Genomic DNA, 14,577 nt, shown 5'->3' with positions numbered 1-14,577 from the left:
TGCGGATTCGCTGGTCACCGACGGACCACATGCCCGTGACCGTCTTCCTTATACGCCTGAGGCGGACTGCTTTCGCTCCTGAAGCAGTCGACGATAGTGGGCATTCCTCACAGCGAGGATGAGCGCGGCGAATACGGCCGAGAACAGAGAGGCACTGAGAACGGCGACCTTCGCCACATCGTGTTCGACCGAACCGGCGGTGAAGCTGAGCTCGGCGACGAGGAGCGAGACGGTGAAGCCGATGCCGGCAAGCAGCCCGATGCCGGTGAGGTCGGCCCAACGCAGACCAGGATTCAACCCACCGGTGAACCGGGTGACCAACCAGGTGGAGACGAGGATGCCGACAGGCTTGCCCACGATCAGTGCCGTCACGATCCCGTAGGTCAACGGGTGGGAGAACGCCGAGGCCAGACCGTGGGTTCCGCCGATATCGACACCGGCGGCGAAGAACGCGAAGACCGGGACGGCGAAACCGGCCGACACCGGTCGAAGGCGGTGTTCGAGCGCCTCGGCAAGGTCGATTCCGGACCTACTGTCGGCATCCGGATCGAGGTCGCTGGAGGCACAGTGGTCGGTGCCGATCGCGCGGTTCGAACCACGACCGACGACGGCGGGAATCGTGAAGCCCAGCAGCACTCCGGCGATGGTCGCGTGGACGCCGGAAGCGTGCATGAACGCCCAGGCGGCGAGTCCGAGGGGGAGGAGGATGACCCACGCGGCCCAGGTACGGTCGACGAAGAAGCGACGGAAACGGCTCGCGATGAGCCCGTAGACGATGACGATTCCGAGCGCCGCGACAAGGGGGAGAACCGCGATGGACTCGGTATAGAAGATCGCGATGATGGTGATCGCCAACAGGTCGTCGACCGCGGCCAGGGTCAGCAGGAAGAGGCGCAGCGCTTTCGGCAGGTGGGAGCCGACGATCGCGAGGACGGCGACGGCGAAGGCGATGTCGGTTGCCGTGGGGATGGCCCAGCCGCGCAGCAGCTCCGGGCGGGTGAGCAGGAAGGCCGCGCAGAGGAGGGCGGGGACGAGGACGCCGCCGGCCGCCGCGGTGATCGGGACGACGGCGGTGCGGAGCCGACGCAGGTCACCGCGGGTGAATTCGGCCTTGAGCTCGATGCCGACGAGGAAGAAGAAGATTGCGAGCAGTCCGTCGGCGGCCCATTGCCCGATGCTCAGCTGCAGATGCCAGGGTTCAAAACCGAACTCGATATCGCGAAGTGCGAAGTATCCGGCCGATGCCGGTGAGTTCGCCCAGATCAGAGCGGCAGATGCGGCGATGAGGAGAAGGGCGCCGCCGACGGTGTCGCTGCGGAGCGCCTGGAACAAGCGCTGTCCCAGAGGGGTCGGTGAGGCGGATGGCGAAGCGATTGCAGAAGTGATGGTCACAGTGATCCTGTTCGTGGTCGGCAGAGAAGATGGCTCGACCCGAAGAGTGGATGTGCAGACAGTGCTCAGTTCGTCGACGCTGAGCGTCCGCGCGTGATTCGAGCGGACGTCGCCGGCTCGGCCGATGAAATCTGTCGGAGAATCACACCAGGGGTCGGAGCGGATGATCTCCGCGCGTGAACGGCTGTGTGCCTGACTGCATTTCGCCCCAAGTGGTGATGTAGCCGTTGGTGCCCGAGTGCGGAAGAACCCACACTTTCGGGCAGAAGGCGGCATCCGGGGCTGACTGTGACATTGCGGACAGTCTACCTCAGCGGATCGCGCGTCTGCCCGACTTCACCGGGCAGTTATCCCAGCCCGCCGGAGAGCCGCGTATGCAGAGTCTCGGTGTACGCGTTCATTCCGGTGATCTCCACACTCGTGCCCAGTGCTTCGTACTTCGTCACGATCGCATCGAGGGCGGCCACTGTCGACGCATCCCAGACATGCGATTCCGTCATATCGATGACGACCTGATCGGGATCATGTGTGTATCGGAACTGAGTGGTGAGGTCATTCGAGGAGGCGAAGAAGAGCTCGCCGCGGACCACATACCGGGCGACCGCCTCGGTGACCGTGCGCTCGACGGTGACGAAGTGGGCGACCCTCCGAACGAAGAGCACACTGGCCACGAACACTCCGACGACGACGCCGATGGCCAGGTTGCCGGTGGCGACGACGACGGCGACGGTGGCGATCATGACGAAGCTCTCGGACTTCGGCAGCATCTTAAGCGTCGACGGGCGGATCGAATGCCAGTCGAAGGTGTCGACGCAGACCATCATCATGATTGCAGCGAGTGCGACCATCGGGATCATGCCGACGATATCGCCGAGCACGACGACGAGGATGAGCAGGAACGCTCCGGCCATGAACGTCGAGATCCGAGTCCTCGCCCCCGAGGCGCGGACATTGATCATCGTCTGTCCGATCATCGCGCAGCCGCCCATCCCGCCGAAGAGTCCGGAGATCATGTTCGCAGCCCCTTGACCCCAGGACTCACGGGTCTTGTTCGAGTGCGTGTCGGTGAGCTCGTCGACGAGCTTGGCCGTCATGAGCGACTCCATCAGCCCGACCAGTGCCATGGCCAGCGAGTAGGGTGCGATCGTCGTGAAGGTCTGCCAGGTCAGCGGCACGTGCGGGATGAAGAGTTCGGGCAGGCTGCGCGGCAGTTCGCCCTGGTCGCTGACGGTGGGGACATCGATGGCGAACACGACGACGATGCCGGTGATGATCACGATCGTGATCAGCGGTGCCGGCACGATCTTCGTCAGCTTCGGCATGAACACGAGCACGACGATGGCGATGGCCAGCAGCGGGTAGACCATCCACGGCACTCCGATGACGTGCGGGACCTGTGCTGCGAAGACGAGGATCGACAGGGCGTTGACGAAGCCGACCATAACGCTGCGGGGGATGAACCGGATGAGCTTCGCGACTCCGGCCACGGCCAGCAGGATCTGGAACACACCGGCGAGCATGACTGTGGCGATGAACATGTCCATCCCGTGCTCACGGGCGACGGGGGCGATGACAAGCGCCACCGCTCCCGTCGCCGCGGAGATCATGGCCGGGCGCCCGCCGAGGAACGCGATCGAGGTAGCCATGATGAACGCGGAGAACAGCCCGACCTTCGGATCGACCCCGGCGATGATCGAGAACGCGATCGCCTCGGGAATGAGGGCCAGCCCCACGACGAGCCCGGCCAGGACCTCACGGGTGAGCAGCCTCGGTGAGGTCAGTGCGGTGAGGACGGTCGGATCGGGGCGGTAGCGGCGGGCATCGTCGGCGGTCTCGGCGGGAATGGGAGTCGTCACGACCGGAACATTACCCGCCCCCGCGGTCAGCCGCGACTGCGGCGGTCGATGCGCAGAATGGTTTCGAGCAGGACAGAGATGCCGGGCATGATGTCGGCATAGTCGGTGAACTCTTCGGGACAATGGCTGCGGCCGTCGGCAGACGGAACGAAGATCATTCCCACCTGGGTCTTTGCGGCGATGATTCCAGCATCATGACCGGCACCCGAGAACATGGTTGCGCGCGTGAGACCGAAATCGTCGGCCACCTCGGTGATTGTGGAAGTGATCGGCTCATGCAGGGGGACCGGCGCATCATCGGTGGTCCATTCGATTTCGACCTCGACTCCGCGCTTCTCGGCCTCGTTCCCCGCCGCCGCAGTGAGGCGGCGCTGAGCTTCGTTGAGCCAGGAGCCTTCGGGGCCTCGGAACTCTCCTTCGAAGCTTGCGATCTGCGAAACGACGTTGACTGCCTCGGGAGTGAAGCTGATCTGTCCGCTGGTGCCTCGAGTATTCAATCCGGACTCGGCGATCGATTCTACGGCGAGCACCGTTCCAGCCGCCGCGCAGCCGGCATCGGCCCGCACGTCCATCGGAGTCGTACCCGCATGGTCCTGGCGGCCGGTGAAGAGGGCCCGGAAGTGGTTGATCCCAGTGATGGTCTCGACGACGCCGATCTGCCGACCCGCCCGTTCGAGCTCTGGGCCCTGCTCGACGTGGAGTTCGAGGAAGGCCGTGACCGGATTGAAATCGTAGGCGGCGGAGAGGAAATCGTCGGGGTCGATGCGGGAATCAGGCAGTGCGTCTGCCAGAGAACGTCCGGTGGGATCCGTCATGGCTAAGGTCTGACGGTCGACCTGACCGGTCATCGCTCGGGAACCGACGCAGAAGAGGCCGAAGTCATTGGGCTCCTCGTTGAAGAACACCACGACCACAAGATCGTGATCGACGCGGATGTCGTGCTCCCGAATGAGCCGCACTGCCTCGATTGCGCCGAGCACTCCGATGATCCCATCGAAACGCCCGCCTCCGTCGACGGTGTCGGTATGCGATCCGAGCATGATCTGACGACCACCGAGGCGGCCGGGCAGCACTCCGATGACATTGCCGGCGCCGTCGATGCGGGTGTCCATCCCGGACTGTCGCATGAGTCTGCGGGCGAATTCGCGACCCGAAACGTCGAATTCGCTCAGGGCGCGCCTCGTCCAACCAGGACGATCGGAGTCGGTCAATGTCGACAGCTCGGTGAGTTCGGAGGCGACGCGTTCGCGTGCGGGAGTGATCATGCTCATCATTGAGTCCTCTCATAAGTCGGTGCCGGAGCTTCCGCGAACCCGAATCTTCACGCAGGTTCTGTTGGGTTCGTCTATAGCAGGCTGACTCCGGATCCGTGGAGGCGGACCTGCAGTCCCGAGTCGGTGGCGGTGATGTCGGTGAGCTCGAGTCCGGCGGGCAGGAAGTCGAGATCGATGACGATATCGGAGATCTCCGAGGTGAGGAAGCCAGGCAGGCGATCGAGGGAGAACTCCGTCGAACCCAGTTTGATCGTCGTCGCGTCGACGACGGCCCGCCTGCTGTCGGCCTTCGGGTCGATGCCCACAAGCAGATCCTGACCGAGCATCGATCCCTTGAGGAAGAGCTCACCGTCGACGGTTGTGAACGACATCCCCTCGGGCAGGTTCGCGTGTTCGGCGGCGAGCTCGTCGAGGGTCGAGTGGGGGAGCACCGCAGTGCCGTCGACGGTGCCGATCGGCTTCGACCCGCCGGTGGGAACGTCATAGAGCTTCGCATCGACATCGGTGAAGTCGACGCCCTCATAGGTGGCCTCATCGGCGGTGACGTGCACCGAGTTCAGCTCTCTGGAAGCCAGCTGCGTGAGGATGGGGAAGCCTTCGACGGAGACCTCGGCTTCACCGTAGTCGGCAAGCCCGTCGGCGATGCGCTGCTCCGTGGTGTAGTCGACGATGCGGTCGGCCGCGACACTGCCGACGATGAGGGTGAGGACGATGACGACCGCGGAGACGATGAACGTCGTCCGCCGACTGCGACGACGAGGCCGGTCATCCGGCCGCGGGTACTGAAGGGTCTGCGCCGTGGTCATGGGTTCCATTGTTCCGCACTCGACGGTCCGTGCGCATTCGCCGGTCCGAGTGCGCTCGCCGGCTCGGCAGAGTCGAAGGACCTCGCTGCGCTCATCCGTTGAGGATGATGACGTCGAGGGTGCGCGGTCCGTGCACTCCTTCGACCCGGCTGAGCTCGATATCGCTCGTGGCCGAGGGCCCGGAGATGAACGTCAGCGGCGCGTGCGCGTCGAGCCGGGCGATTCCCTCGGGGACGATGTCGACGATGTCGTCCGTCCGGACGATGCACACATGATGGTCGGGCACCAGCGTGATCGCCCTCCGCCCGCACTCCTCCGATCCGTCGAGGACGATGGTGCCCGTCTGTGCGATCGCCACCGCCGAGGCGGTCACCACCGCCCCCTGAGCGTCCAGTTCGTCGACGCTGAGCTCCTCACCCGGTACATCGACCCGCACCTCACCGGAGTACCCCGCCAGCCAGGACGAGTCGAGACCGCGGGGGACGACGACCGAGGAATGGTCGCCGATGAGTTCGGCGATCGTCGCGCTCGGGTCGCCGTCGGCGCGGTGGACGTTGGCTTTGTAGTCGACGAGGCGGTCGATGAGCAGCTCGACGAGGTCCTCTCCCGTGTGCGTGCCCTCATGGTGGTATCCGGCGTCGGCGGCCGTGGCGGCAGTGTTCGCCGAGGCGACCCCACCGGATACTGCATGTGCCGTGCCGCCGGTGCCCGGTACCGCCGTCCGCGGTGACGACGACACGTATTCCCCGCCGCCGCGGCGACCGAGTGCTTCGCTGATGCGGGCGAGGATCTCCTCGCGGGCAGTATCGGTCATCACTGTCCCTCCTCGTCGCGGTTGTCTGCTTCCTCTTCGGCCCACAGCTGTCGGAAGCTCTTCTCGGGCAGGGCCGGGATGTCCCGGCTCGAGGTCCAGGCGCCGGCGATTCCGGGCAGGGCGTTGATCTGCTCACCGCCGGTGACCTTGTGCGCGAGAGGCAGTCCCTTCTCCGCCGCGGCCATCCGCTTCCCGTCGCCCATCATCCACGACGCACCGGTGAGGGCGGCGTCGAGCTGGGAGGACACGGGGGAGTGGTTGGCCTTGACGTCTTCGCTCCGCAGATGGACGAGGATCTCCGGGATGTTGATCTTCACCGGGCACACGTCGTAGCAGGCGCCGCACAGGCTCGACGCGTACGGCAGCGAACCGTTGCCCTGCTCTTCGACTCCCGTGAGCAGCGGGGACAGGATCGCTCCGATCGGCCCCGGGTACGTCGAGCCGTAGGCGTGGCCGCCGGTGCGTTCGTAGACGGGGCAGACATTCATGCAGGCCGAGCAGCGGATGCAGTTGAGCGCGGTGCGCCCGTGTTCATCGGCCAGGGCCCTGGTGCGTCCGTTGTCGAGGAGGACGAGGTGGACGTTCTGCGGACCGTCGCCTTCGGACCGACCCGTCCAGAACGAGGTGTACGGGTTCATCCGCTCACCGGTGGACGACCGCGGCAGCAGCTGCAGGAACACCTCGAGATCGGCGAACCGCGGCAGCAGCTTCTCGATGCCCATGACGGTGATGAGCGTCTCCGGCAGGGTCAGGCACATGCGTCCGTTGCCCTCGGACTCCACCACACCGAGGGTGCCGGTCTCCGCGATGCCGAAGTTCGCTCCGGAGATCGCGACCTTCGTGGTGAGGAATTTGTGGCGCAGGTGTCGACGGGCCGCCTCGGCGAGGACGGCCGGTTCATTCGTCAGCTCCCCTGCGTCGGGCATCTTGTCCATGAAGATCTCACGGATCTCATCCCTGTTGCGGTGGATGGCGGGAACGAGGATGTGGCTGGGTTTGTCCTCGCCGAGCTGGACGATGAGTTCGGCCAGATCCGTCTCGAACGCATCGATGCCTTCGGCCTCGAGGTGCTCGTTGAGACCGATCTCCTGGGTGGCCATCGACTTGACCTTGATGACCTCGCGACGACCGGTCTCGAGCACCGGCGCATTGTCCTCGACGAGTTCGGTGACGATGGCATTGGCTTCATCGGCATCGCGGGCCCAGTGGATGATGCCGCCGGCGGCGGTGAATGCCTCTTCGAACTGTGCGAGGTACTCGGGCAGGTTCGCCATCACTTCGTTCTTCGTGGCCTCACCGGCGTCGCGCAGGGCTTCCCAGTCGTCGAGCTCGGAGACGACCTCGGCGCGCTTGGACCGAATCGTCGAGGTGGCGTGGCCGATGTTGTTGCGCAGCTGCTGGTTGCTCAGATGTTCGTGCGAGACCTCGGGAAAGGCCTCGGCTTCGATGATGTTGCCCTGCCCGCCGGGCAGATCGCTGCGTCGCTTCGACGGCAGCAGCGGCATTCCCAGAAAGGTCATCGCAGGCTCCCTCCGCTCACTTCTGCTCCTTCGCTCGGCACCCGCAGCGGGTCCTCCTTCGTCGACGCGAGGATCCGGGCCAGATGGACCGCGGCCTGACCGACGCGGAACCCGGATTGGGTGCGGCTCGGTTCGGCCGGAGAGGTGCCCCGATGGCCTGGGGTGAGGTGGTCGTCATCGTCGGCACCGACGACCGTCGTCAGCGTCTCGGTCGTGTGCCCCCGCTCATCGGTCGAACTCGTCTCCTTGACGTGGACGGCGGTGACGTCCGGGGCGCCGTCGAAGCTTCCGGTGCGTTCGAACCGCGACATGCCCCCGCCGATGTGCAGCAGACAGGAGGCATCGCCGCCGGTGCAGACATCGGCTTCGGTCGCCTGGATCGTGCGCACCTTGTCGGCGAGCATCGCCGAGGACACCTCCGGGTTCTTCACGGAGAAAGTGCCGCCGAAGCCGCAGCAGGAATCGGCCAGAGGCAGTTCGACGAAGTCGATGCCCTCGACGGACCGGACGAGGGAGGACTGCCGATCGCCGAGGCGCAGCAGCCGCATTCCGTGGCACGACGGGTGATACGTCACACGGTGCGGGAAATAGGAACCGAGATCGGCCGCAGCATCCGTGACGCCTTGGACGTCGGTGAGGAACTGGGTGAGCTCATAGGTGCGGCCGGCCACCTCGGCGGCCTCGGAAGCCAAGGCATCATTGCCCACTCGGGTGGCGACCATCGGCTGCTGGTGGCCGAGCGAGGCCACGCAGGAAGCGGACGGGGCGACGGCGACATCCCATTCGGTGCTCGTGAAGGCGCGGACGTGATTGGCGATGACCGGTTCGGCCTGCGCGAACTTGCCGGAGTTGATGTGCATCTGCCCGCAGCACGACTGGCCTTCGGGGAAGATCACCTCATGGCCGAGTCGGCGCAGAATTCTCACGGTTGCCTGCGCAACCTCGGGATACATCGCATCGACGATGCAGGTGGCGAACAGTGCGATCCTCATCTGACCTCCAAGCCGGATGCTGTGCTGATGCGGTTGGCGGGATCGGCTTCCGACCGGGACGATGCCGTGGTCGCAAACGGTCCGTTTCACTCAATGCTCAGACCGTAGCACCGGGTCCTGACGCGGCAAATGGACACGACCGGAGGGGCGCGCCGGTGCGCGGATCGACGCGGAAGTCCGGCCGCCTCGGGGGAGGGGCAAGCGATTTAGGTCCTATGGGACTGCGCTAATCTCCTGCGCCGATCAGAGCGGCGACGATGCACGCGCAGAACCATTTACCTGGGGCGGGACCGCCCATAGGATGACGATATGGAATCCCAGCGCACACAGAACATCAGAACTGTCTCGGCCCGCATCAACTCCTTCCACTCGTCGATCTACTTCTCACAGACGGTCGGCGCCGAGTACGCCGAGTACGGACTCGAACCCGGAGTCGAAGGCAATATGGCCGCCCGTTCGGCCCCGCTGGGACGGGTGAATCCCGGAGTCGTGTCCGCCGCGTACTACAACTACTCCCCGAATTTCGTCGCCGGAATGCTGCCGCGCCTGTGGGAGACGGTGAGTCCGGAGCAGATGGTCCAGGCCCGCTTCGACGCCGTGAGCGCGTACATGGCCGAACTCTTCGGTGACCGTGACGACATCGCCCTGCTCACCGAGGCGGCCACCCAGATGACGGAGACGCTGGCACCCGTGCTCGCCGCCATGGACTTCTCCGGCCGCACCCTGGCCGCGGCCACCGCCGACGTCATCGGCGGCCATGAGGCGGCCACCGCATTCGAGAAGATGTGGGACGTGGCGACCGTGGCCCGCGAATTCCGCGGCGACGGCCATGTCGCCTCCCTCGTCACCGCCGGTGTGCCCGGAATCGACGCCCTTATGCTCGACGTTGCGACCGGTGCCGGATTCCGCCCGCGAGCGGCACAGAAGACCCGCGGCTACACGGATGAGGAATGGCGGACCGCGCAGTCCAGGCTCGCCGAGGCGGGGCTGATCACCGTGGACAAGGACGACCGCGGACACGACCTCCCCACCATCACCGAGGCGGGACGTGACCTGAAGGAACAGGTCGAAGCCCTCACCGACGGCACCGTTGCGGCCGCGTGGTCGGTCCTTGACGACCAGACGATCGAATCGCTGCTCTCGCCGAGCCGGGACCTGCTGCGCGTCATCGCGAAGTCAGGTGCCTTCCCGTCGAACATCTTCGCCCGTCCCGAGAAGAAGGCCGGCTGAGGAACGCTCAGCTCTGCCGTGCCCGCTCCACATGCGAGCGGGCATGGGCGAGGGCAGCCGGAAGCTCATCGAAGAGATGCTTGTGGTGACGCAGCGCGGCGAGCACCCCGACCTGTTCGAACAGCCCGGCCTGGCTGTCTCTGACGCCCTTGATGAGCACCGTGATCCCGCGGCGTTCGAAGGCTGTGACCATATCGGTGAGGATGTGGGCTCCGGTGGCGTCGACGAGTTCGAGCTGGGACATCCGCAGCACGACGACCTCGACTCCCCGCAGCCCCAGGACCTCATCGGAGATGCGATCGGCGGAGGCGAAGAACAGCGGTCCGTGGAAGTGGACGATCGCGATCCTCTCATCATCTGGATCCGCGGACTCTGATTCCGAGAGTCTTTCGATGCGCACCGAGGTGGTCGAGGACAGCTTCCGCAGAGCGAAGACCGCAGCAGCGACGACACCGATGCCCACGGCGACGATGAGGTCGAAGGAGACGGTGATGAGCGCGGTGATGACGAACCCGAAGGCGTCGGACTTCGTCGAGCGCAGAATCGACCGCATCGTCTTGAGATCGATCATCCGCACCGCCGTGACGAAGAGGACTCCGCCGAGGGCCGCCAACGGAATCCGACTCACCGGTCCCGCAGCCACCAGCACGATGAGCAGCAGCACGGCCGCGTGGACGATCGAGGCCAGGCGCGTGCGCCCGCCGGCACGGATGTTCACGGAGGTGCGCGCGATGGCACCGGTGGCAGGGATGCCGCCGAAGAGCGACGAACCGATCGAGGCGACGCCCTGACCGACGAGCTCACGGTCGGGCTGGTAGGCGCCGGCATCGGACATCGACGAGGCGACCCTGGCCGAAAGCAGCGACTCGATGGCCGCGAGCGCGGCGATCGTGCCCGCCGCCGGCAGCAGGGTCGGCAGGACGGCCGGGTCGATGGCCGGCAGACTGGGGGTCGGAAGCGACTGCGGGATCTCTTCGATCGTGGCCAGGGGATTGGGCACGATTCCGGCGAGCACGGTGACGACGATGATGCCGACGAGGGATCCGGGAATCGACTCATGGATCTTCGGAGCCAGCAGCATGCAGACGGCGACGATCGCGACCGCGCCCAGCGAATACGGCAGATACGACCAGTCCGCCGACGAAACGAGCTGCACGGCGGCGGCCAAGGCATTCGTGCTCACCTCGCCCGGAGCCAGATCATCGGGGGTCGTTACGAACGGCGCCTGTTGGAGGAAGATGATCGCAGCGATGCCGACGGTGAAGCCTTCGATGACCGGCCAGGGGATGAAGGACACCGTCCGGCCGAGCCGCAGCAGTCCGGCCACGACGACGATGAGTCCGGCGATGAGGGTGACGGCGATGACGGCCTCGGCGCCGTGGCTGGCGACGATCGGCACGAGGACGACGGCCATGGCACCGGTGGGACCGGAGATCTGCAGGTGGGATCCGCCGAAGACCGCGGCGAGGAAGCCCGCGACGATTGCGGTGATGAGTCCCTGTTCGGCAGTGAGCCCGGAGCTGACTCCGAAGCCCAGAGCGAGGGGCAGGGCGACGATGCCGACGGTGGCACCGGCGAGGAGGTCCTTCGGCCAGGAGCGGCGGGTCTCACGGTAGTCGGCGACCGACGGCAGCAGAGACCGGGTGCGGCGCAGCAGCGATGTCGGGCTCATGCGGTATCCGCGCCCGGGATCTTCGGCAGCGAACGGGCTTCGGCGAGTCGCTGCTCATCGTCTTCGAGCATCGTCAGCAGCAGGCTCCTGGCCACCGCGAGCAGCTCGGCGGTGCGCCGGTCGGCGAGGCGGTAGTAGACATGGCTGGCCCGACGTTCGGATTCGACGAGACGGTGGCGCCGCAGCACCGCGAGATGCTGCGAGAGGTGCGAGGCCTCGAGCGCAGTCTCGGCCTGCAGATCGGCCACACTGACCTCGTCGTTGCCGGACAGCAGCTCGAGGATGCGGATGCGGAAGGGGTGGGCGAGGCCCTTGAAGAGGTTCGCCTTGACTTCGTACAGGGGTCGCTGAAGCTGATTCAATGGCATGATGAAACCATCATATCGATTGCTCGGGTTCAGACCCGGCTGGTCTCAGAGAATGAACAGCCCGGTTCCGCAGCTGCGGAACCGGGCTGTGCTCACGATCGCCTCGGCAGGCGGCGGTCAGTCCTCGTCGGTCGCCTTCGGGTAGGCCTCGGCCACCTCGGCGGCAATCGATTTCGCCTCATCGGAACTCGGCCCCTCGGCGGAGAACACGGCCTTCCGGTAGTACTGGAGCTCGATGATCGAGTCGATGATGTCTCCGAGCGCGCGGTGGCCGCCGTGCTTGGCCGGTGCCTGGAAGTAGGCGCGTGGGAACCACTGCTTGGACAGTTCCTTGATCGAGGAGACGTCGATGATCCGGTAGTGCAGGTGCTCGACGAGTTCGGGCATCTGTTTGGTGAGGAACACCTTGTCGGTGCCGACCGAGTTCCCTCCCAGCGGTGCCTTGCCGGCCTCGGGGACATGTTTCTTCACGTATTCGAGGACCCGGGTCTGCGCCTCGGCGACGGTGGCGCCCGCATCGAGTTCGGTGATCAGACCCGAGGTGGTGTGCATGTTCGTGACGAATTCATTCATGTTCGCCCGTGCATCCGCCGAGGGCTTGATGACGATGTCGATTCCGTCGTCGAGGGGGTTGAGCTCGAAGTCGGTGACGATCGCAGCCACCTCGATGAGTTCGTCCCGCACCTCGTCGAGGCCGGTCATTTCGCAGTCGATCCACACAATTCTGTTGTTGCTCACCCGCCCAGCTTAGGGCAGACGGCAGGGAACGGGACATTCCGGGGTGCAATCGGCGCCGCTGCGCGGCTTGGACGTGTGAACGTCGACACACACTGAGCGTGCGCACAAAGGCGATGTCCGGGATGTGACTTAAACTTGGAGAGTCCCCGTACCAGGGGTGCCATTTTTGCTCGGCTGAGGGAAGGTTCGCACGTGCGTTACACATTCGCTGTGATTCTCATGGTGGTGGGTGTCGTCGTCGGTGGCCTCGGCATCCTGCAGAAGACCCTGTGGGCGCCGGAGGATACGATCACTGCCACCGCACAGATCGACGCCGACAAACCGGCGGTCATCGTCGACCCCGGAATGCTCAACCTCTACGAAACCCCGACCACACTCACGGTCAAGGGCAGCGGTGACCTCACGATCGCCCAAGCTCCGATCGAGAACGTCGAAGCCTGGGCGGGACAGTCCGCCTATGACCGCGTCACCGGACTCGCCGAAGGCGGCAAGCTCACGACCAAGGCGACCGATGGTGAGGGCAAGGTTCCCAATCCCGCCGGGGCCGATCTGTGGCAGTCGGAAGTCACTGGCACCGATTCGGTGGAACTGGAGTGGAACGACGATGCCAACCGCACCGGATTCCTCATCGCCGGTGACGGCGAAGCCGGAGCCGTCAAATCCGTGACCCTCACCTGGCCCAACCATGCCGAGACTCCCTGGGCGCTCCCGCTGATGATCATCGGCGGTGTCCTCTTCATCGGCGGCGTCGTCCTCCTCTTCCTCGGCGCGAACAATTCGAAGAAGGAAGCGAACCGCCGCAAGGCGCGCCAGGAGCGCCGCCGCAAGCTCGCCGAATACGGCACCGCCTTCGCCGTCGTCCCCGTGCTCGCCCTGAGCGCCTGCGGGCCTGAAGAGCTGCCGAAGCCCGAGCCCTCCGAAGCTCCGAGCTCCGCGGCCGCGGGAGTCACCGACGACCAGGCCAAGCGGATCCTCGACTCCGTGGCCGCCGACGTCAAGGCCGCGGACAAGAAGACCGACAAGAAGGCACTGGCCGAACGTGCCGCCGGTCCCGCGCTCAAACAGCGTGAAGACCTGTACAAGGTGAAAGACGACGTCGAAGACCAGAAGATGGCGCCGGAGGTGGCCAGCGAAGAGATCGTCGCCAACTACACCTCGGCCACCGATGCCTGGCCGCGCGTGACCAGCCTGATCACCTCCGCCGGAGGGAATTCGCAGCTGCTCGTGCTGACCCAGGAGGATCCGCGCAGCAATTACAAGCTGTGGTCGCAGACCCAGCTGACGGCCGGCACGAAGCTGCCTGAGCTGCCCGACTCACGTCAGGGCGCGAAGATGCTCGAACCCGGATCCAAGGACTTCGTCACCACTCCGGAGAAGGCCGTCGCCGACTATGCGAAGGCCCTCGGCAGCGGAGCGGACTCGAAGGAGGCGAAGAAGTTCGAGTCCGATGACTTCTCGAAGTCCATCTGGAAGAACCAGAAGGACCAGAAGGCCAGTGCCGAAGAAGGCAAGGCCGAGGTGAAGTACAAGTACACTCCGGGCAAGGAGCTCGTCGCCCAGGGCACCGCCGGGGACGCCGCTATCGTCACCGGAGTCATCGACGCCGAGTCGACGATCAGCCCCGAGTCGAAGGAAGGTCGCACCGGCACCCTGTCGCTGTCGTCGCCGCAGAAGGAACTCGTCGGTTCCGCGACGACCAAGGAACCGGTGACGACGAAGACCACCCAGGTGCTCACCTTCCTCGTTCCCAAGGACGGCAAGGTCAAGCTCATCGGCGGTCTCGAGACTCTCGCCGGAGCCGAAGCAGGCTGAGGCGGAAGGGTCGGCACCGTGGTGTTCCTTCCCTGACGGCTGAGGAAATAGTCGTGGGCGCACCGGTGTTGATACGTTCTGTTGGATAAGCAAGGACCAGGTG

The 14,577-nt window shown here is 65.4% G+C and carries 12 protein-coding genes; 2 read left to right on the top strand and 10 right to left on the bottom strand.

The window, feature by feature from the left end:
- Positions 1–48: 48 nt before the first annotated feature.
- The 7 genes from nhaA to AC3CD9_RS09245 form a co-directional block, all read right to left on the bottom strand.
- Complete coding sequence (gene nhaA / locus AC3CD9_RS09275; RefSeq protein WP_488367352.1) at positions 49–1,392, bottom strand: Na+/H+ antiporter NhaA; 1,344 nt, start codon at positions 1,390–1,392, stop codon at positions 49–51.
- 347 nt (positions 1,393–1,739) lie between these two features.
- Entirely contained in the window at positions 1,740–3,248 is a 1,509-nt protein-coding gene (locus AC3CD9_RS09270) for a SulP family inorganic anion transporter (RefSeq protein ID WP_488367351.1), read from the bottom strand.
- Between the two features lie 26 nt (positions 3,249–3,274).
- Positions 3,275–4,513, bottom strand: a complete 1,239-nt coding sequence (locus AC3CD9_RS09265; RefSeq protein WP_488367350.1) for a M20 family metallo-hydrolase — start codon at positions 4,511–4,513, stop codon at positions 3,275–3,277.
- Positions 4,514–4,593: 80 nt separating this feature from the next.
- Positions 4,594–5,328, bottom strand: coding sequence for an LmeA family phospholipid-binding protein (locus AC3CD9_RS09260; protein WP_488367349.1), 735 nt, complete (start codon positions 5,326–5,328; stop codon positions 4,594–4,596).
- A 91-nt stretch (positions 5,329–5,419) separates the two neighbouring features.
- Positions 5,420–6,142 carry a LutC/YkgG family protein gene (locus AC3CD9_RS09255; protein WP_488367348.1) on the bottom strand — a complete coding sequence of 241 codons (723 nt, stop codon included), beginning with the start codon at positions 6,140–6,142 and terminating at the stop codon, positions 5,420–5,422.
- Positions 6,142–7,662 (bottom strand): lactate utilization protein B, encoded by a 1,521-nt coding sequence (locus AC3CD9_RS09250; protein WP_488367347.1) that lies wholly within the window; start codon positions 7,660–7,662, stop codon positions 6,142–6,144. The genes AC3CD9_RS09255 and AC3CD9_RS09250 overlap by 1 nt, the downstream gene beginning before the upstream one ends.
- Positions 7,659–8,654 (bottom strand): (Fe-S)-binding protein, encoded by a 996-nt coding sequence (locus AC3CD9_RS09245; protein WP_434590608.1) that lies wholly within the window; start codon positions 8,652–8,654, stop codon positions 7,659–7,661. The genes AC3CD9_RS09250 and AC3CD9_RS09245 overlap by 4 nt, the downstream gene beginning before the upstream one ends.
- Positions 8,655–8,963: 309 nt before the next feature.
- Here AC3CD9_RS09245 and AC3CD9_RS09240 point away from each other — a divergent pair, with 309 nt between their 5' ends.
- Positions 8,964–9,884 carry an SCO6745 family protein gene (locus tag AC3CD9_RS09240; RefSeq protein WP_488367346.1) on the top strand — a complete coding sequence of 307 codons (921 nt, stop codon included), beginning with the start codon at positions 8,964–8,966 and terminating at the stop codon, positions 9,882–9,884.
- 7 nt (positions 9,885–9,891) lie between these two features.
- On the opposite strand, the gene AC3CD9_RS09235 is transcribed toward AC3CD9_RS09240, so the two are convergent.
- The 3 genes from AC3CD9_RS09235 to orn form a co-directional block, all read right to left on the bottom strand.
- On the bottom strand, positions 9,892–11,556 hold the full coding sequence (locus AC3CD9_RS09235; protein ID WP_488367345.1) for a SulP family inorganic anion transporter: 1,665 nt from the start codon (positions 11,554–11,556) through the stop codon (positions 9,892–9,894).
- Positions 11,553–11,924 (bottom strand): ArsR/SmtB family transcription factor, encoded by a 372-nt coding sequence (locus tag AC3CD9_RS09230; protein ID WP_062862026.1) that lies wholly within the window; start codon positions 11,922–11,924, stop codon positions 11,553–11,555. The genes AC3CD9_RS09235 and AC3CD9_RS09230 overlap by 4 nt, the downstream gene beginning before the upstream one ends.
- Positions 11,925–12,041: 117 nt before the next feature.
- The gene (orn, locus tag AC3CD9_RS09225; RefSeq protein WP_488367536.1) at positions 12,042–12,626 is read right to left on the bottom strand and encodes an oligoribonuclease; all 585 of its coding nucleotides are present in this window, start codon (positions 12,624–12,626) and stop codon (positions 12,042–12,044) included.
- A 228-nt stretch (positions 12,627–12,854) separates the two neighbouring features.
- On the opposite strand from orn, the gene AC3CD9_RS09220 reads away from it, so the two are divergent.
- Positions 12,855–14,474 carry a DUF8094 domain-containing protein gene (locus tag AC3CD9_RS09220; RefSeq protein ID WP_488367343.1) on the top strand — a complete coding sequence of 540 codons (1,620 nt, stop codon included), beginning with the start codon at positions 12,855–12,857 and terminating at the stop codon, positions 14,472–14,474.
- Positions 14,475–14,577 lie beyond the last annotated feature (103 nt).

Source organism: Brevibacterium sp. MGP-B1 (genome assembly GCF_057766545.1).
The sequence above is the reverse complement of the archived record's forward strand: the minus strand, read 5'-3'. Positions and strand labels throughout refer to the sequence as shown.

Bases quoted from the DNA above. Each gene is read 5' to 3' on its own strand.
- AC3CD9_RS09255 (WP_488367348.1), bottom strand. From the start codon at position 6,142: ATGACCGATACTGCCCGCGAGGAGATCCTCGCCCGCATCAGCGAAGCA.
- AC3CD9_RS09235 (WP_488367345.1), bottom strand. From the start codon at position 11,556: ATGAGCCCGACATCGCTGCTGCGCCGCACCCGGTCTCTGCTGCCGTCG.
- AC3CD9_RS09230 (WP_062862026.1), bottom strand. From the start codon at position 11,924: ATGCCATTGAATCAGCTTCAGCGACCCCTGTACGAAGTCAAGGCGAAC.
- AC3CD9_RS09245 (WP_434590608.1), bottom strand. From the start codon at position 8,654: ATGAGGATCGCACTGTTCGCCACCTGCATCGTCGATGCGATGTATCCC.
- orn (WP_488367536.1), bottom strand. From the start codon at position 12,626: ATGACCGGCCTCGACGAGGTGCGGGACGAACTCATCGAGGTGGCTGCG.
- AC3CD9_RS09250 (WP_488367347.1), bottom strand. From the start codon at position 7,662: ATGACCTTTCTGGGAATGCCGCTGCTGCCGTCGAAGCGACGCAGCGAT.
- AC3CD9_RS09260 (WP_488367349.1), bottom strand. From the start codon at position 5,328: ATGACCACGGCGCAGACCCTTCAGTACCCGCGGCCGGATGACCGGCCT.
- AC3CD9_RS09265 (WP_488367350.1), bottom strand. From the start codon at position 4,513: ATGATCACTCCCGCACGCGAACGCGTCGCCTCCGAACTCACCGAGCTG.
- AC3CD9_RS09240 (WP_488367346.1), top strand. From the start codon at position 8,964: ATGGAATCCCAGCGCACACAGAACATCAGAACTGTCTCGGCCCGCATC.